Below are 17984 nucleotides of genomic sequence, written 5' to 3' on the forward strand. Positions count from 1 at the left end.
ATTCCCGGCACGCGGGATCAACCCCGTCCGTCGGTCCGGCGAGCCACGCGAGCGCTCGCCCGCCGGCCGCCGCCTCAGCTTCGCGTCGACATTCGGACGCGGTTCGCATGTCCGGGGTGTGTGCTTGTCTGGGCCCGTCGGTGTGGACAGCGTTCAGTGACACCGCGTGACGAATGAGCCACATCGCCGTGGCGGCCTGTGGTTGAGTTGACCGATCCAAGGGGTGAAGGGGCGACATGATTGAGTTCCGCGGGGTCAGCAAGCGATTCCCGGACGGCACGCTCGCCGTCGAGGACTTCTCCCTGATCATTCCGCCGCGGAAGACGACGGTGTTCGTCGGGTCATCCGGCTGCGGCAAGACCACCCTGCTGCGGATGATCAATCGCATGGTCGAGCCGTCCGGCGGTGCCATCGAGATCGACGGACGGTCGATCCTCGAGGAGAACGCGGTCGGCCTCCGTCGCCGCATCGGTTACGTGCTGCAGAGCGGCGGCCTGATGCCGCACTTCACCGTGCTCGACAACGTCGCGACCGTACCGGTGCTGCAGGGTGTCAAGCGCGCCCAGGCGCGCGCTCGCGCGCTGGAGCTGCTGGACACGGTAGGCCTGGACCGCGGACTCGCGCAGCGGTACCCGAGCCAGCTCTCCGGTGGGCAGCAGCAGCGCGTCGGCGTCGCCCGTGCCCTGGCCGCCGACCCCAACATCCTGCTGATGGACGAGCCTTTCGCGGCCGTCGACCCGATCGTCCGCGCCGAGCTGCAGACCGAGACTCAGCGCCTGCAGAGGGAACTGGACAAGACCGTCGTGTTCGTCACGCACGACATCGACGAGGCCTTTCTCCTCGGGGATCAGGTCGTGATTCTCGAGCGCGGGGCGAGGATCGCACAGCTCGGGACGCCGGAGGAGATTCTGGCGAACCCGGCGAACGACTTCGTGCGCCGCTTCGTCGGAATCGATCGCGGGGGCCGGGCGCTGCGTCCGGTCCGAACCGCGACCGGCACGGTACTGGTCGACGGCGCGGGCCGCGCTCAGGGCGTGCTCGTCGAGGACGGCACATGACCTGGGTCCTGGACAATCTGCCGCTGATCGGCCAGCTCACCCTCGAGCACCTGCGCCACAGCCTGATCCCGATCATGTTGGGGTTGCTGTTCGCGCTGCCGATCGGGTGGGTGGCGTACCGGTTCACGCGGTTGCGCGGACCGGTGCTCACGGTGATCGGTCTGCTCTACACGATTCCCTCCCTCGGGTTGTTCGGCGTCCTGCCTGCCCTGATCGGCATCAGTCCGCTGTCGGAGGCGAACCTCGTGATCGCGCTGACCATCTACGCGGTCGCGATCATGACCCGACCGGTGACGGACGCGTTCGACTCCGTGCCGGCAGAGGTGCGCCAGGCTGCGACCGCGATCGGCTACGGGCCGTTGCGCCGCTTCTTCACGGTCGAACTTCCGCTCGGGGTCCCGGTGATGCTCGCCGGACTGCGGGTGATGGCGGTCTCGACGGTGGCGCTGGCCACGGTCGGTGCCCTGATCGGAGTGAACAACCTGGGCTACCTGTTCACCAATGGATTCGAACGACGCATCACCGAAGAAGTTCTGAGCGGAGTGGTCACGGTCGCGCTGGTCGCCCTGGTGATCGACGGCTTGCTCACGCTGATCGGACGGGCTCTGACGCCCTGGTTGCGCGTCGGGGCGACATCCCGGCCGGTTCGACGCCGGGCGGTGGCCGCATGAACCTGTTCATCGACGCCTTCGGGTGGATCTTCTCTCCGGATCGTGCGACCGGCTCCACACCGCTGCTCGCCGCCATCGGAGTGCACCTCTGGTTCACCGCCGTCTCGGTGCTCATCGCCGCCGTCATCGCCATCCCGCTGGGTTGGTGGATCGGACACACCGGGCGCGGGCGGAACATCGCGGTTTTCATCTCCGGGGCCGCGCGCGCGATCCCGGCGCTGGGGTTGGTGACGCTGCTGCTGCTCCTGGTGGGGGTGACCCTCAAGACCGAGGCGGCGATCGTCGCCTTCGTGGTGCTGGCGATCCCGTCGATCCTGGCCGGCGCGTATGCCGGCTTCGAAGCGATCGACCGGTCCACCATCCAGGCGGCCCGGGCGGTGGGGATGACGCCCTGGCAGATCCTCTGGCGCGTGGAAGTCCCGCTCGGACTGCCGCTGCTGATCAGCGGCGTCCGGGCCGCCGTCCTGCAGGTCGTCGCGACCGTGGCCATTGCGGCGTACGTCGGGCTGGGTGGCGTCGGCTTCTTCATCATCCAGGGCATCCAGCTGCGTCAGTTCACTCAGATCCTGGGCGCCTCCCTCGTCATCGTCGCTCTGGCGCTCGCGCTCGATGCGCTGTTCGCCCTGCTGCAGCGTCTGGTCACCCCGGCGGGCGTACGCGCCGAGCGCACGCGGTCGAAGGCGGAGCGCGCCGAGACCACGGCGAAGCGGACGGTGGCCGCATGACCCGCACCAGAACAACCGACCCCCGCGGCGCCAGACGGGCGTCGCCGACAGGAGGAAAATCATGAAGACCCCACGGATTCTGGCGATCGCCGGTCTCGGTGTCGTCGCGGCCCTCGCCCTGAGCGCCTGCGCCTCCCAAGACCCGCTCGCCGCACCGACCGGCGGTGCATCCGGATCGGCATCGTCCGACACCATCGTCGTCGGTTCGCAGCAGTACTACTCGAATGAGATCATCGCGGAGATCTACGCCCAGGCGCTGGAGGGCGCGGGATTCACCGTCCAGCGCAAGTTCGACATCGGTCAGCGCGACGCGTACATGCCGGCGCTCGAGAGCGGTGAGGTGACGGTGTTCCCGGAGTACACCGGAAACCTCCTGCAGTATCTCGACCCGAAGGCGACGGCCACCTCGACCGATGACGTGTACGCGGCCCTCGGAAAAGCGCTGCCGGAGACGCTGAAGGCGCTGGATCAGTCCAGTGCCACGGACCAGGACTCGTACACGGTGACGAAGGCGTTCGCCACGGAGCACTCCCTGAAGACCATCGCCGACCTCGCGAACGTGAAGGATCTGACGCTCGGCGGGCCGCCGGAGTTGGAGGAGCGCCCGTATGGTCCGAAGGGCCTGAAGAGCGTGTACGGCATCGACGTGAAGTTCTCGCCGACTGCGGACACGACCGTCGACGAACTCGTCGCCGGCAACATCCAGGTCGGCAACGTCTTCACGGCCGACCCGCGGATCAAGACCGATGACCTGGTGCCGCTGGAAGACACCAAGAGCCTCTTCCCGGCGTCCCACGTCGTGCCGATCGTGAACGCGGCCATCGCCGACAAGGTGGCGGACGTGCTCAACCCGGTCAGCGCGAAACTGACGCCGGAGGGCCTGATCGAGCTGAACGTGCAGTCCACCGTCGACAAGAAGTCCTCGGCCGACATCGCCAAGGCGTGGCTGGCCGCCAACGACCTGAAGTGACACCCACCGGCCGTTGAGGCGAGCGGGGGATTCGTTCCGCTCACTCAACGGCCGGGGGAGCCGCGCTGAGGGGCGCCGGTTCGCCCACCCAGGGCGTCAGAACGACTGCAGATTGGCGCGGAGCCCGCCGTCGGCGTACTCGCGGCGCAGGATGCCGCGGCGACGCAGGATCGGGACCAGGCGGTCGGTGATCGCGCGCACGTTCGCCGGGTGCAGATCGCCCCACAGCAGCACCCCGTCGTTGCCCCAGGTGCCGAGTTCCTCGATGAGATCAGTGAATTCGTCCGCGGTGCCGACGAAACCGGAGCGGTCCGTGATGCGGCCCTGCCGAGCGAAGGACGCCAGGATCGTGCGCAGGGGCGTCGTGGCGACGTCGTGCTTCTTTACCAGCCGCCGAATACTTCCTTCGGATACGTGTTCGCCGAACGCAGCCAGGTCCAGTGGACGGTCGAGATCCAGTTGCGTGAGGTCGGTCTCCAGATCGCTGGACTGCTTCTGCGCGATCTGACGCAGAACGTCCTCGGTCGGATGAAGGGAAGCGGCGACGATGCGGTCGGCCTCCTCGGCGCTGTCGACGATGACCGGTTGGATGGCGAAGAGGATCTTGATGTCGCTCGGCTCGCGACCGGCCGCCCGCGCAGCCTCGTGGATGCGCCCGCGGTACTCGCGGACCGAGGCCTCATCCAGCGGGGCGAGCGCGAGCTGCACGTCGGAGTTGTGGCCAGCGAAGCCGAGGCCGCGCCCGGAGCCGCCGGGGGAGACGATGACGGGCTCGCCGTCGGTGAACGGCACCGCGTTCAGCGGCCCGTCGAAGGCGAAGTGCTCGCCGCGATGCTGGATCGCGCGCATCTTCGTGCCGTCGGCGAAGCGACCATCCGGGTCGGCGACGAGGGCGCCCTCGTCCCAGCTGCGCCAGAGGTCGCGGATGCCGCTGAGCCACTCCTCGGCACGGTTGTACGCGGCGTCGTGACCGAGCTGCGCTGCGTCCGAGAAGTGTCGGGCGCTGCCGGTGTCGGTGACGACGTTCAGCCCGAGTCGGTGTCCACTCAGATGCTGGAGAGAGGCGAACTGACGGGCCGCGGTGTACGGCAGGTACGCGGCCGGGTTCACGGTGGGCACGATGCCGAGGTGAGAGGTGGCGGCGAAGAGGTACGGGGCCAGCAGCAGCGGATCGTGCTTCGGACCGCCGAACGCGTGGCGCACGCGCAGATCGATCGTCGCCGGGGACCCGAGCGAGGGAGCGTCCTCGATGATGACGAGGTCGAATCCGGCCTGCTCCAGGGACCGGACGGCCTCCTGGTACAGATCCGGGCGCGTCCAGTCGTATCCCCAGTCCCAGGCCGAGGTGCCCCAGCCCTGCGGACCGAAGCCGCGTGCCGCGAACCAGCCGAGGTGCTGGGGCCGGGCGCTCACGCCGTCACGGCCTCGGTGGGCAGCCCGGCGAACGCACGGTCGAGGTCGGCGATCAGATCGTCGACGTCCTCGATGCCGATCGACACGCGCAGGGTGCCCTCGTGGACGCCGACGTCGGCGCGACGATCCGGAGTGGCGTGCACGTGGGAGGTCGTCGCCGGATGCAGGATCAGCGAGCGGACGTCACCGAGGTGCGTCATGTGCGTGAAGGTCTGGACGGACTCGATGACGTGCTCGGCCGCCGCGCGTCCCCCGTGCAGCGTGAAGGTGAAGACGGAGCCGGCACCGCGGGGGAGCAGGCGCTCGACGAGGTCGTGGTCCGGGTGCGAAGGGAGGCCGACGTAGTCGACGCTCGCGACGGCCGGCTGAGCCTCGAGCCATGCCGCGACGACCGCGGCATTGCGACTGTGCTCACGCACGCGCAAGGACAGCGTCTCCAGGCCTTGGCCGATGAAGAACGCGTTCAACGGGGACAGCGATGGACCGAGGCGCGGGACGAGCACGTCGCGAGCCCACCCGAGCCGCGCTGAGCCGCCGTGCTTCTCGGCCGCGGACGCGTCACCGTGGGCGCCGGGGGCGACCAGATGCGGCGCCCTCGCGCCATCGCGGGCCGGGTCGAAGTGCCCACCGTCGATGATGACCCCGCCGATGACGGCACCCTGGCCGGAGATGAACTTGCTCGTGGAGTGGACCACGAGGGCCGCGCCGTCCTCAAGTGGGCGCTGCAGGTAAGCGGTCGAGAAGGTGCTGTCCACGATCAACGGGATGCCGTGCTCTTCGGCGATGTCCGCGACCTGGCGCACGTCCAGGAGCCGGTTCGCGGCGTTGGAGATCGTCTCCCCGAACAGGACTTTCGTGTTCGGTCGGATCGCGTTCCGCCAGGCCTGCGCGTTGCGGATGTCCGAGACGAAGGACGTCTCGATCCCGAAACGGGCCAGCACGTCCAGGAAGAGTCCGCGGCTGCCCTCGTAGATGTGGTCGGAGACGACGATGTGATCGCCGGCACCCGCGGAGGACAGGATCGCACCGGTGACCGCGGCCTGGCCGCTCGCGACCAGCAGTGCGGAGGTGCCGCCGTCGAGCGATGCGAGCTTGCGCTCCACGGCATCCGTCGTCGGGTTGCCGATGCGCGTGTAACCGAAGCCGACGCCGGCCCCGAAGTGGTCCACACCCTGTTGGAACGAATCGAACGTGAACCCGGCCGTGAGGTGGATCGGCGTCGCCCGCGGAGTCGCCGAGGCGACGTCCTCGCCGACGTGAACCTGGCGGGTGGAGAATCCGGGTTGCGGGTCCGACACGACGCGCTCCTTCCAGCTGAATAGTGTTCCAGCATGCCTCGTGCGCGCGAGCGCCGGGGTATCGTGTGACGCTTCGTGACGCCTGTGCTGGCGCGGGTGGGGGGTGTCACGGTGGTAGCCTGGCCACATGCGCGGCGCTTTCCTTCTCCTTAGCTGCCGCGACGAGTCCTCGTTCTAAGGCCTTCCTCGTCGCGGAGCCTCATCGCGGGCCACCATCGTCCTACCTGGAGAACACGCCATGACCGATCAAGCCCCCGCCCGTCCCCGGACCCTCGCGGAGAAGGTCTGGGACAACCACCTCGTCGTCGCCGGCGAGAACGGTGAGCCGGACCTCATCTACATCGACCTGCACCTCGTGCACGAGGTCACCAGCCCGCAGGCGTTCGACGGCCTCCGCGCGGAGAACCGCCCGCTGCGTCGCCTGGACCTCACGATCGCGACCGAGGACCACAACACCCCGACGCTGGAGATCGACAAGCCGATCGCCGATCTGACCAGCCGCACGCAGATTGAAACGCTGCGTCGCAACGCGGCCGAGTTCGGCGTCCGGATCCACTCGCTGGGGGATGCGGAGCAGGGCATCGTGCACGTCGTCGGGCCTCAGCTCGGTCTGACCATGCCGGGCATCACCGTCGTGTGCGGCGACTCGCACACGTCCACCCACGGCGCATTCGGTGCGATGGCCTTCGGTATCGGCACCAGCGAGGTCGAGCACGTGATGGCCACGCAGACCCTGCCGCTGAAGCCGTTCAAGACCATGGCCATCACGGTGGACGGCACGCTCAAGCCCGGCGTCACGGCGAAGGACATCATCCTCGCCGTCATCGCGAAGATCGGTACCGGCGGGGGACAGGGCTACGTCCTGGAGTTCCGCGGTTCGGCGATCCGTGCGCTCTCCATGGAGGGACGCATGACGATCTGCAACATGTCGATCGAGGCCGGCGCGCGCGCCGGCATGGTCGCCCCGGACGAGACCACCTTCGCCTACCTGGAGGGTCGTCCGCACGCACCGAAGGGGCAGGACTGGGACGAGGCCGTCGCCTACTGGCGCACCCTGCCGACGGACGAGGGTGCGGTCTACGACGCTGAGGTCACCATCGACGCGGACGCGCTGGAGCCGTTCGTCACGTGGGGCACGAACCCGGGGCAGGGCGTGTCCCTGTCCGATGTGGTGCCCTCTCCGGAACAGTACGGGGATGCCAACGACCGGGCCGCCGCCGAGCGGGCGCTGGAGTACATGGCGTTGACGCCGGGCACGAAGCTGAAGGACGTCCACGTCGACGCCGTGTTCATGGGCTCGTGCACGAACAGCCGCATCGAGGACCTGCGAGCCTTCGCGTCCGTCATCAAGGGGCGCACGAAGGCCGAGGGCGTGCGCGTCATGGTCGTTCCCGGGTCCGCGCGCGTCCGCCTGGAGGCGGAGGCCGAGGGCATCGACAAGATCGTCACCGACTTCGGCGCCGAGTGGCGCTTCGCCGGTTGCTCCATGTGCCTGGGCATGAACCCGGACCAGCTCGCCCCGGGGGAGCGGTGCGCATCGACGTCGAACCGCAACTTCGAGGGGCGCCAGGGCAAGGGCGGGCGCACGCACCTGGTGTCACCGCTGGTCGCGGCCGCCACCGCCGTGCGCGGCACGCTGTCCAGCCCGTCCGATCTGCAGCCCGCGGGAGAGGTGGCCTGACATGGAGAAGTTCACCACGCACACCGGTGTCGCCGCGCCTCTGAAGCGCTCGAACGTCGACACCGACCAGATCATCCCCGCCGTCTACCTCAAGCGCGTCACCAAGACCGGCTTCGACGACGCACTGTTCTCGGCGTGGCGGCAGGACCCCGAGTTCATCCTGAACCAGCCCGCCTTCGCCGGCGCGTCCGTGCTCGTCGCCGGGCCCGACTTCGGGACCGGCTCCAGCCGCGAACACGCGGTCTGGGCGCTGCGGGACTACGGCTTCCACGTGGTCCTCTCGCCCCGGTTCGCGGACATCTTCCGCGGCAACTCCGGCAAGCAGGGCTTGCTCACCGGTGTCATCACGGAAGAGGACCTGGAACGCATCTGGGCGGTCATCGACGCTGAGCCCGGCATCGCCATGACCGTCGACCTCGAGGCGCGAACCGCCACTGTCGGCGATCTCACGGTCGGTTTCGACATCGACGATTACACTAGATGGCGGCTCCTGGAGGGGCTCGACGACATCGGTCTGACCCTCCGGAACGAAGACAAGATCGCCGCCTACGAGGCGCGACGAGAATCCTGGAAGCCGCGCACGCTACCCGTGCCGGACTCCGGAACCGAGGAGAAGGCCACCGTATGAGCATCACCCTGAACGACACCCGCGGGGGATCGGCCCAGCCGGGAGGCGAAGAGATCCTCGCGATCCGCGGAGGACGACCGCTGTCCGGTCGCGTGTCGGTCAAGGGGGCGAAGAACCTCGTCACCAAGGCGATGGTCGCCGCTCTCCTGGGTGAGACCACCAGCGTTCTGCGCGATGTGCCGAACATCAGCGACGTCGCCGTGGTGCGCTCTCTGCTCGAGGTGCACGGCGTGCACGTCTCCGAGGGTGACGAGCCCGGCTCGCTGGTCATGGACCCGAGCGAGGTCGAGTCGGCTCACATGGAGGAGATCGACGCGTACGCCGGCTCCAGCCGTATTCCGATCCTGTTCTGCGGTCCGCTGCTGCACCGGCTCGGTCAGGCGTTCATCCCCGACCTCGGCGGCTGCCGCATCGGCGACCGTCCGATCGATTTCCACCTCGATGCGCTGCGCAAGTTCGGTGCTGTCGTGGAGAAGCTGCCCAGTGGCATTCGTCTGTCCGCCCCGCAGGGGCTGAAGGGCGCGAACATCCACCTGCCGTACCCGAGCGTCGGGGCCACGGAGCAGGTGCTGCTCACCGCGGTGCGCGCGTCCGGCACCACGGAGCTGAAGAACGCGGCGATCGAGCCGGAGATCATGGATCTCATCGGCGTGCTCCAGAAGATGGGCGCGATCATCTCCTACGAGCCGAACCGCGTGATCGTCATCGAGGGCGTGGACGAGCTGCGTGGCTACGATCACCGGGCCATCTTCGATCGCAACGAGGCCGCCAGCTGGGCCGCTGCCGCACTGGCGACCGACGGCGAGATCTTCGTCGAGGGCGCGCGTCAGCAGGACATGCTGACGTTCCTGAACGCCGTGCGCCGGATGAACGGTGACTTTGACATCCGCGAGGACGGCATCCTCTTCCGCCGCGGTGGCGAGCTGCGTCCGGTGACCGTGGAGACCGATGTCCACCCCGGCTTCATGACCGACTGGCAGCAGCCGCTCATCGTCGCGATGACGCAGGCCGAGGGCGAGTCGATCGTGCACGAGACCGTGTACGAGAACCGGTTCGGATTCACCGACGCCCTGAACAAGATGGGCGCGAACATCGTCGTGCACCCGCACGGACTCCAGGACGGGCCGCGTCGCGTCCCCCGTCGCCAGCTCGAGCAGGCCGCCGTCATCAACGGCAAGACCGCCCTGCACGGCGCCGACATCGTGGTTCCGGACCTTCGGGGCGGCTACAGCCACGTCATCGCGGCGCTGACGGCCGAGGGCGAGTCGACGGTGCGCAACATCGGCATCATCCGTCGCGGGTACGAGCGTCTGCTGGAGAAGCTGACGGACCTCGGCGCCGACTTCGACGTCGTCGGCTGAGACCCTCGTGCGCGCCACTGCCGAGAAGACGCGGCCGAGCTGGTTCTGGCCGCTGGGAGCACTGGTCGTCCCGCCCGTGAGTCTGCTGGCGAAGCTGCGCTTCGTGCACCCGGAGAAGCTTCCTCGTGCGGGTGCGTTCGTGCTCGTCGTGAACCACTACAGCGAGTTCGATCCGCTGACCACCGCCATGGGCGTGTGGCGGCTCGGTCGCGCTCCGCGGTTCATGGCGAAGGAGAGTCTGTTCCGCATCCCGGTGCTCGGCGCTGCACTGCGGGCGACCGGGATGGTGCCGGTGGCGCGATCATCCTCGTCCGCGTCGGCGAAGCAGACCCTGAGCGCGGCGAGCGAGATCGCCGAGGACGGGCGCGGCGTCATCGTCTATCCGGAGGGCACGCTCACGCGGGACCCGGACCTGTGGCCGATGCGCGGCAAGACCGGGGCTGTCCGGCTTGCGCTGGAGGCCGGCGTGCCGCTGATTCCGGCGGTGCAGTGGGGCGTGCAGGAGATCATGCCGCGATACGGCAAACTCCGGATCTTCCCGCTGCGTCGACCCGTGACGATCATGTTCGGCGACCCGATCGACCTGACCGACTTCGTCGGGCACGAGCGCGAGAATTCGCAGCTGGTCAAGGCGACCGGCATCGTGATGGATCGCCTGGCCGAGATGCTCGGGGAGCTGCGTGGTGAGAAGCCGCCGGTGGAGCGCTGGAACCCGGCTGCGCACCAGCAGAAGGAGACCGGTCGCTATGACGCCTAGGAGCGTCCGTCCCCGCGTCGCGGTGATCGGTGCCGGCAGCTGGGGCACGACCTTCGGCAAGATCCTCGCGGACGGCGGCGCCGATGTCGTGATGTGGGCGCGGCGTCCGGAGCTGGCCCAGGAGATCTCCCAGGGCAAGCGGAACTCGCAGTACCTGCCCGGCATCAATCTGCCGCGCTCGATGACCGCCTCGGTGCACCTTTCCGAGGTCGTCGATCGCGCGGACGCGGTGTTCCTCTCGGTCCCCAGCCAGTCCGCCCGGCAGAACCTCAAGGCGCTGCGGCCGCTGCTGGCGAAGAACGACGTCCCGGTGGTCAGCCTGATGAAGGGCGTAGAGAAGCGCTCCGGCCTGCGGATGAGTCAGGTGATCGAAGCGGAGTTGCAGTGCGACCCGGATCGCATCGCCGTCGCTTCGGGGCCCAATCTGGCCCTGGAGATCGCCCGGGAGCAGCCGACCGCCGCGGTCATCTCGTCCACCTCGGCGACCACCGCCGAGCGGGTCGCCCGTCTGGCGACCAACCGCTACTTCCGCACGTTCGTCAACGATGACGTGATCGGAACCGAGTTCGGTGGTGTGCTGAAGAACCTCATCGCTGTCGCGATCGGCATCGTCGACGGTGTGGGGTACGGCGAGAACACGAAGGCGTCGATCATCACCCGGGGCCTGGTCGAGATGACCGATTTCGCCGTGGCGTACGGTGCGCAGCCGGGAACCCTGCAGGGGCTCGCCGGGCTCGGGGACCTGATCGCGACGTGCCAGTCCCCGCTCAGCCGCAACAACACCGCCGGCCGTCTGCTCGGCCAGGGCTACGCGTTCGACGAGGTCGTCGCGCAGATGCAGCAGACCGCTGAGGGACTGGGATCCGTGGGTCCCGTGCTCCAGCTGGCGCACGCCGTGGGCGTGGAGATGCCGATCGTGGAGCAGGTGAAGATGGTGCTGGACGGGACGATGAGCCCGAAGGACATCGCACCCCACCTGACCACCGACGATGACACCCCGCAGGGGGAGAGGACTCAGAATGAACAAGCAGGTCGTGGCGGTGCTCTTCGGCGGGCGTTCCAGCGAGCATTCGGTCTCAGCGGCGACCGCGGGCGGGGTTCTCGCCGCGATTGACCGCGACCGATTCGCGGTCCTGCCGGTCGGCATCACGCGGGACGGCGCGTTCGTCCTGGAGGAGGACCGTCCGGAGAAGTTCGCGATGATCGCGGACGCGATGCCGCAGGTCGCGGACAACGGTACCCGCGTGCTCTGGCCGGAGGCTGCCGGTGATCGGTCCCTGCGCGTACGCCGCGCGGACGGCACGGTGGACGACCTCGGCGTCGTGGACGTGGTCCTGCCGATCCTGCACGGCCTGCACGGCGAGGACGGCACGATGCAGGGCTTCCTGGACATCGTCGGTCTGCCGTACGCCGGGTGCGGCGTGCTGGATTCCGCGCTGTGCATGGACAAGCACTTCACCAAGCTGGTGCTCGCCGCCGCCGGCATCGAGGTCTCGCCGGGCTTCACGGTGACCGCGCGGGAGTGGTCCGCGGACGCCGACGGTGTGCGGTCCCGTGCGGCGGAGTTCCCGTTGCCGTGGTTCGTCAAGCCCGCGCGGGCGGGATCCAGCGTCGGCGTGTCCAAGGTGCACACGGCGGACGAGTTGGACGAGGCGCTGCGCGTCGCGCTCGCCGAGGACGACAAGGCACTGATCGAGCAGGGCGTGTCCGGTCGCGAGGTCGAGGTGGCTGTGCTCGCCGGTTTCCCGGGCGAGCCGACGAAGGCGTCGCTGCCCGGTGAGATCGAGCTGACCACGCGCGACTTCTACGACTTCGAGGGCAAGTACCTCGGCGGCGAGGGTGTGAACCTCATCTGCCCGGCGAACGTCGATGACGCCACGACCGAGCTGCTCCGGTCCACGGCGATCCGCGCGTTCGACGCGTTGGACTGCCAGGGGCTGGCCCGCGTGGACTTCTTCGTGACCGCCGACGGTCGCGCGGTCGTGAACGAGTTGAACACGCTGCCCGGCTTCACGCCGATCTCGATGTTCCCGCAGTGCTGGATCGCGTCCGGGCTGAGCTACACGGAACTCATCACGTACCTGATCGACAACGGGCTCGCCCGCGCCTGAGTCACGCGTTCCGCCGCTGCGTGTCAGAGGGTGGGTGTCGGTGTGGGCGTCTCTCCGGCGACGGTGCACTTTCGTCCGGTGCTCGTGAAGGTGGTCATGGTCTTGGCCAGGCGGGTCAGCACTTCGGCGGAGTCGACGTGCTGCGCGGTGTTGATGAACACCTGGACCGCGGGACTGCGCCCGAATGACGTGACGCGGTAGTAGGGCGGTTCGCTGTTGTCGACGAGCCAGTCGATGCCGGCGAAGGTCACACAGGTGAGGTCGGACACCGCGGGCTCGGTGACGCCGCAGGACAGGATGATCTCGGAATCGGAGCCCCAGGCGGCCGTGGACTGCGCGTCGGTGTGGATCCGTTCCTTGTCTCCGAGCGGGTCCGGCAGGGCGACCATCAGGTCCGCGCATTTCGGATTGTTCGCATCCGGGGCGGGTGTCAGGGACACCGTCGGGGTGCAGGCGGCCAGTCCCGCGCCGACGACGGTGTCGGCCGCGGCGGCGGCGGCAGCACGGAACGACCTCACTGGTCCAGGCTAACCCGCGGCGGCGAGGGTTCCGGACGGCACTAGCGTGGAGGGATGACGGAATCGGACGCGCTCATCGGCGAACTCGGCGAGAGTGACATCCTGCGACGCATCCTGGCCCTGACTCCGGCCGCGGAGGGCACGGTGATCGGCCCGGGCGATGACGCGGCCGTGCTCCGGTTCGGGGGCGATGTGGTGGCGACGACGGACACGCTCGTGCACGGTCCGGATTTCCGACTCGCTTGGACGGGCGGCCGCGACCTGGGCTGGAAGGCCGCCGCGGTGAACCTCGCGGACGTGGCGGCGATGGGGGCTCGTCCGACGGCGCTCCTGGTCGCGCTCGCCGTGCCGAACGATCTGCCGGTGTCCTACGTCGAGGACATGGCGCGGGGGCTTGCGGAGGCGTGCGCGGCGCTGGCGCCGGGATGCGCCGTCGTCGGCGGTGACCTCACCGTGTCCGATGTGCTCACCGTGGCGGTGACCGCGCTGGGCGATCTCGAGGGTCGTCCGGCCGTCCTCCGCTCCGGCGCGCGCCCGGGCGATGTCGTCGCGTTGGTCGGCGACCAGGGTGCGGCGGCGCGGGGGCTCGCGGTGCTCTTCGACAGGTTTCGTGCGGACGGACGTCCGGTTCCCGTCGACGATGCGGTCCTGACCGACGCCGAGCGGGCGGACGTCGTCGCGCAACTGCGCCCGTCCCCGCCCGTGGCCGCGGGCGTGCCCGCAGCGGAGGCCGGGGCGCACGCGATGATGGACGTGTCGGACGGTCTGCTGCTGGACGCGCGGCGGATGGCGAAGGCTTCGGGGGTCACGATCGATCTCGAGCGAGCGTTGCTCGGTCCGGATCCGGAGGGCGCGCTGACCGGGGGAGAGGATCATCCGCTGCTGGCGTGTTTCGCGGCGGACGCTCGGCTGCCCGAGGGGTTCCGAGTCATCGGCCGGGTGCTCGGCGCGGGGTCCGAGGCGGTCACGGTGGACGGCGCGCCCCACGACGGGCGTGGTGGCTGGGACCCCTATCAGGATTGGGACGACACGCGGGGCTGACCCCACCACAGCCTCGTGTCGCCGAACGTGCGGTCGCGCAGAGGTTCGAGTCCCGCTTCGCCCCAGGCCGGCGCGGCGGACCGCTTCGCACGTTCGACGATGACGACGGCGTCGGGCGAGAGCCGCGGCGAGAGCCCCGTGAGGACGGCGGTCACCTCCGCGTCGCTGACGTCGTAGGGCGGGTCCATGAGCACGAGGTCCCAGGTCGCCGAGCTCGTGCGGAGGAAAGGTTCGACCCCGGTCGCGTGCACGCGGGCGGCAACGCCGGCGGCGGTCGCGACCTTCGCGGCGTTCTTCGCTGCGATCCCGGCTGCGGGACGGGACTTCTCGACCAGGTCGACGCTCGCCGCTCCACGGCTGGCACACTCCAGGCCGAGCGCGCCCGATCCGGCATAGAGGTCGAGGACACGGGCGCCGGCGACCAGGTCCTGCGCCTCCAGCGAGCCGAAGAGGGACTCGCGCACGCGATCGCTCGTGGGGCGCGTTCCGGTTCCGGGGACTGTGAGGGGCAGTCCGCGCGCCGCTCCGGCGATGATTCTCGTCACTGTTCCAGCGTATCCGGGAGCGGCGCGGGGTATTGCGTGCCGGCGCGGGCGTCATCCCCGTCGTTGGGTGAGCGCCCTCTTGACGACAGGTTGGTCCGTGCGAGGCGGGGGTTCTCGTGTCGCGTTCCTGCGTGGTTGCGTTGTTTCGGCTTAAGACGGCATGGGATTTCGGGGTGGTTCGGTTCACGCGCCGGCGCGCGGATGTCGGGGTGGTTATTTTTGCGGGCGCTCGGGGAGCTGTCGGTGCATTCCGTTCGGCGCTGCGGGTTTCGGCGGGGTTGGGTTGTCGGCTTCAGACTGTCCGGCGCGGATCGGGTCGCGTCGGCGGGTTGCGTTCGCGGGGTGGGTGCCATCGCGTCGGTCTCGTTTTCGTTGGTCGTCGCGTGAGCGCCGGCGGGTTGAAGCGGCGCGGGGTGTGTGGCGGGTGCCGCCGTGCGGTGCGGGTCGCGTTCCGGCGTGGTCGGGTCTTTCGGCTGGGGACGGTGGACGTCTGCTCGGCTTTTGTTGCCGGCTCGCGTTCGTGAGGGGGTCGCCATTGCGCCGGTCGCGTTCTCGACGTGGTTCCCTGTCTCGGTTGTTGAGTGGGCGCCGGCGAGACGAGACGTCGCGGGGCGCGGGGTGGGTGTGGTGTGGGCGGAGTTCTCCCCGGACATCACGCACCCCGCTTCGGGCGAGGTACTGCCCGCGAGCCTGTGGGTTTCCAGGATTGGGTGGGGTCGATCCAGTCCGGTGGACGGACCTCGGGGACGCCGTCCGCCATCCGGATATCCCACCCCATCCGATCGATGAACCGATGGTGGTGCCAGCAGATCAGCACCCCGTTATCGACATCGGTCTGACCGCCGTTTGACCATTCCTTCACGTGGTGGATTTCACACCACCGGGCTGGGGTGTGGCACCCCGGGATCACGCACGATCGGTCCCGGACGGTGATCGCTCGGCGCTGGTCCGGGGAGAAGAAGCGCTTGTCGATCGTGAGCTTCACGATCCGGCCGGTGGCGGCGGTGGTGAGGTGCTGGACGGTGCCACAGCATCCGACATGCTTCGCCGCGGCGAACGGCACCGGCACATCCGTGCCCGTCGCATCGGCGCCGGGGATGGTGGCCCACCCTTCACCGGCACGAACGGTGTCTTCGGTCGCGTGGATCACCAGGACCGGTGCTCCGCCACCGTTGGTCGGCATGTCCGGCGCGTTGGGGACGGCGGCGAGGATGGTGCCGAGGGCGTCGTGGTTGCGTTGCACCATCGTCCGGACGTCCGGGTTCTCGTCGGTGTCCTCGCTGGGCTGGAACTTCACCCCGGCGGGCTGACCGTGCGGGTTGTTGATCAAATCCAGCAGGACGCAGAGCGCACCGGCGACGTCAGGGATCAGTTGACCGGTGATGGGGACGAGACCGTTGCGCTTGACCCCCAGCCGCAGGGCCCGCCCTCGGAACGCCTTCTCCTCTTCCGCCTCCGCGCCGGTGATGTCAAGGTCGGTGGCGAGCCGGAGGGAAGAGTCCCGGAGCGTGTCACACATGACCGGCGCACCGGTCGTGGTGGTCATCGCGGCGAGAATCTCATCGACCTCCGCGAGATCGGCGGGATCGACGCGATCCTTGATCTCCCGCAAGGGCCGGGTGGCGGCTTCCAGACCATCCGCCCCGAGGGCGCCGGTGGTGAGCGCGTCGCGGAGGGCCGGGAACTCTGCTGGCCGCACCTCACCAGACGAAAGCGTGCGCTCCGGCTTGATCGTCGCGGCCAGGCGACTCCATCGCTTGACGGTGGTGGGGGCGACACCGGTGGTGCGTTGCAGGACTTCGTTCGCGGAGCGGCAGTCGGAGGAAACGTCGAAGCGCTCCGCCGTGGCGGAGCGCTTCTCGATCACACCGGTGCCGATGACCAGGGTTGCTTCAACCTGCCGATACAGGTCTCCGACCCCGATCATGAACCCGAGAACGTCGTCCCGGTCGGCGGTGTCGAGGGTGCCGGAGACCAGGATGGAGCGGAGGTCGGCGACGGCGTGAGCCATCGTCTCCCGGGTCCGTTCCATCGTGTTGTTCATAACCCATATTTTACGCCGGGGCTCCGACATTGGACGTTGAATATCCCAGGCTGTGGATGGATTTCAGCCTGTGGAGATGAGGTTTCTCTCACCTCCAGACCTGAACCGCGCTGACCGCCGTTTCGTCTCGCTGACGCTCGCCGAACGACCCGCGGCGCGGCCCCGATATGGAACGCGAGCCGGCGAGCGGAACGTCCCCATCCACGGGGCCGTCTTAAGCGGAAGAACCTGACCCGGCGCGGAACGCGAGCCGGCCTGCGAAACCGATCAATCCACGGGGCCGTCTTAAGCGAAGGAACGCCGCCCCACCGAAAACGCGACCCGGCCTCTGGGACGCCACCCTCCACGAATCCCTGTTAGGCGGAAGGAACCCCTGCCTCAGGCGGAGATGTCGACGGCCCAGTGGAGGAACGTCGCGAGGACGAGGTTGCCCGTCGCCAAACGGAGCACGCCGTAGATCGCCCCGCCGATCAGGATCGCGAGGACGCTGACCACGTCGGTGCCGTGAACGACCCAGCCAGGCAGGTGGAACAGTGCGAAGCAGACGGTCGTCAGCACGACGATCAGCCATCCCCGGTCCGTCACGCGGGTGCAGAGCCACCAGAGGAAGCCTCGGAAGATCAGCTCCTCCGCTGCGGCGACGACCAGCAGGAAGAGCGACCGGACCGCGACGTGCGTGGGCGCTTCGCCGCCGGCCGCCGCGAAGATGAACGCGATCGCGACGAGCACGCATGCAACCGCATACTGCCACGTCGGTGCCCGGAAGAGTCGAAGGAGTCTGGGTCGGATCGCCAGCGCCGGACCGACGAGGGCGAGGTACACGACGGTCTGCACGACAGGCGCCCACTCGGCAGGGGTCAGCGGGAAGATGACGGCCTCGGTGAGGGTGGCGACGGCGAGGACGATCGCCAGAGAGAGCACGATTCCCGCCGCATCCCGCCGCGCGTCCGACCGCCCGTCCACGCCCGCAGTGTACGCCGCGCGTTCCCCGGCTGGTGTCGGAGTGATGCGGCCGGAGTCGGCCGCTTATCAAGCCGACCGCCCCCGCCGAGGACGATGGGTGCTGCACAGCAGCCCGGGAGAGCGCACGCTGCGCCATGCACCACCCGGGGCGAACGCGCCCCGCCTGCGATGCACGGCGGCGCGCCGAGATGTCAGGCAAC

Annotated in this window: 17 protein-coding genes; 11 read left to right on the top strand and 6 right to left on the bottom strand. The window is 69.0% G+C overall.

Features of this window, described 5'->3' with window-relative positions; genetic code table 11:
• The first annotated feature begins 236 nt into the window (after positions 1-236).
• The 4 genes from BN1193_RS07395 (at position 237) to BN1193_RS07410 (ending at position 3424) form a co-directional block, all read left to right on the top strand.
• Positions 237-1058, top strand: coding sequence for an ABC transporter ATP-binding protein (locus tag BN1193_RS07395; RefSeq protein ID WP_040165173.1), 822 nt, complete (start codon positions 237-239; stop codon positions 1056-1058).
• A complete protein-coding gene (locus tag BN1193_RS07400) occupies positions 1055-1729 on the top strand; it encodes an ABC transporter permease (protein WP_040165174.1) in 675 nt (224 codons plus the stop codon). Before BN1193_RS07395 ends, BN1193_RS07400 begins: the two co-directional genes overlap by 4 nt.
• Positions 1726-2454: an ABC transporter permease gene (locus tag BN1193_RS07405; protein WP_040165176.1), complete on the top strand. Its 729-nt coding sequence runs from the start codon at positions 1726-1728 to the stop codon at positions 2452-2454. The genes BN1193_RS07400 and BN1193_RS07405 overlap by 4 nt, the downstream gene beginning before the upstream one ends.
• Before the next feature lie 61 nt (positions 2455-2515).
• Positions 2516-3424 carry an ABC transporter substrate-binding protein gene (locus tag BN1193_RS07410; protein WP_040165177.1) on the top strand — a complete coding sequence of 303 codons (909 nt, stop codon included), beginning with the start codon at positions 2516-2518 and terminating at the stop codon, positions 3422-3424.
• Positions 3425-3520: 96 nt separating this feature from the next.
• On the opposite strand, the gene BN1193_RS07415 is transcribed toward BN1193_RS07410, so the two are convergent.
• Together BN1193_RS07415 and BN1193_RS07420 are read right to left on the bottom strand one after the other, a co-directional pair.
• Positions 3521-4837 (bottom strand): LLM class flavin-dependent oxidoreductase, encoded by a 1317-nt coding sequence (locus BN1193_RS07415; RefSeq protein ID WP_040165178.1) that lies wholly within the window; start codon positions 4835-4837, stop codon positions 3521-3523.
• On the bottom strand, positions 4834-6135 hold the full coding sequence (locus BN1193_RS07420) for an O-acetylhomoserine aminocarboxypropyltransferase/cysteine synthase family protein (RefSeq protein ID WP_040165180.1): 1302 nt from the start codon (positions 6133-6135) through the stop codon (positions 4834-4836). Before BN1193_RS07420 ends, BN1193_RS07415 begins: the two co-directional genes overlap by 4 nt.
• A 238-nt stretch (positions 6136-6373) precedes the next feature.
• Here BN1193_RS07420 and leuC point away from each other — a divergent pair, with 238 nt between their 5' ends.
• The 6 genes from leuC to BN1193_RS07450 are packed head-to-tail and all read left to right on the top strand — an operon-like array spanning position 6374 to position 12673.
• Entirely contained in the window at positions 6374-7816 is a 1443-nt protein-coding gene (leuC, locus tag BN1193_RS07425; protein WP_040165182.1) for a 3-isopropylmalate dehydratase large subunit, read from the top strand.
• Position 7817: 1 nt separating this feature from the next.
• Positions 7818-8444, top strand: coding sequence for a 3-isopropylmalate dehydratase small subunit (gene leuD, locus BN1193_RS07430; RefSeq protein ID WP_040165184.1), 627 nt, complete (start codon positions 7818-7820; stop codon positions 8442-8444).
• On the top strand, positions 8441-9805 hold the full coding sequence (gene murA / locus BN1193_RS07435; RefSeq protein ID WP_040165186.1) for a UDP-N-acetylglucosamine 1-carboxyvinyltransferase: 1365 nt from the start codon (positions 8441-8443) through the stop codon (positions 9803-9805). The genes leuD and murA overlap by 4 nt, the downstream gene beginning before the upstream one ends.
• Positions 9806-9812: 7 nt before the next feature.
• Complete coding sequence (locus BN1193_RS07440) at positions 9813-10562, top strand: lysophospholipid acyltransferase family protein (protein ID WP_040165187.1); 750 nt, start codon at positions 9813-9815, stop codon at positions 10560-10562.
• Positions 10552-11676: an NAD(P)H-dependent glycerol-3-phosphate dehydrogenase gene (locus tag BN1193_RS07445; protein ID WP_040165188.1), complete on the top strand. Its 1125-nt coding sequence runs from the start codon at positions 10552-10554 to the stop codon at positions 11674-11676. The genes BN1193_RS07440 and BN1193_RS07445 overlap by 11 nt, the downstream gene beginning before the upstream one ends.
• Positions 11582-12673 carry a D-alanine--D-alanine ligase family protein gene (locus BN1193_RS07450; protein ID WP_040165189.1) on the top strand — a complete coding sequence of 364 codons (1092 nt, stop codon included), beginning with the start codon at positions 11582-11584 and terminating at the stop codon, positions 12671-12673. The genes BN1193_RS07445 and BN1193_RS07450 overlap by 95 nt, the downstream gene beginning before the upstream one ends.
• A 23-nt stretch (positions 12674-12696) precedes the next feature.
• Here BN1193_RS07450 and BN1193_RS07455 read toward each other — a convergent pair whose 3' ends face one another.
• Complete coding sequence (locus BN1193_RS07455; protein WP_040165190.1) at positions 12697-13191, bottom strand: DUF3515 family protein; 495 nt, start codon at positions 13189-13191, stop codon at positions 12697-12699.
• 54 nt (positions 13192-13245) lie between these two features.
• On the opposite strand from BN1193_RS07455, the gene thiL reads away from it, so the two are divergent.
• Complete coding sequence (gene thiL / locus BN1193_RS07460) at positions 13246-14232, top strand: thiamine-phosphate kinase (protein WP_040165191.1); 987 nt, start codon at positions 13246-13248, stop codon at positions 14230-14232.
• On the opposite strand, the gene rsmD is transcribed toward thiL, so the two are convergent.
• From rsmD to BN1193_RS07475, 3 genes are all read right to left on the bottom strand, one after another.
• Positions 14205-14777, bottom strand: coding sequence for a 16S rRNA (guanine(966)-N(2))-methyltransferase RsmD (gene rsmD / locus BN1193_RS07465; protein WP_040165192.1), 573 nt, complete (start codon positions 14775-14777; stop codon positions 14205-14207). The two genes, thiL and rsmD, sit on opposite strands and share 28 nt — an antisense overlap.
• Positions 14778-15429: 652 nt before the next feature.
• On the bottom strand, positions 15430-16821 hold the full coding sequence (locus BN1193_RS07470) for an HNH endonuclease signature motif containing protein (protein ID WP_040165193.1): 1392 nt from the start codon (positions 16819-16821) through the stop codon (positions 15430-15432).
• A gap of 378 nt (positions 16822-17199) precedes the next feature.
• On the bottom strand, positions 17200-17784 hold the full coding sequence (locus BN1193_RS07475; RefSeq protein WP_040165195.1) for a CPBP family intramembrane glutamic endopeptidase: 585 nt from the start codon (positions 17782-17784) through the stop codon (positions 17200-17202).
• Positions 17785-17984 lie beyond the last annotated feature (200 nt).

The sequence above is a fragment of the Microbacterium gorillae genome, from assembly GCF_000826185.2.
Taxonomy (GTDB): Bacteria; Actinomycetota; Actinomycetes; order Actinomycetales; family Microbacteriaceae; genus Microbacterium; species Microbacterium gorillae.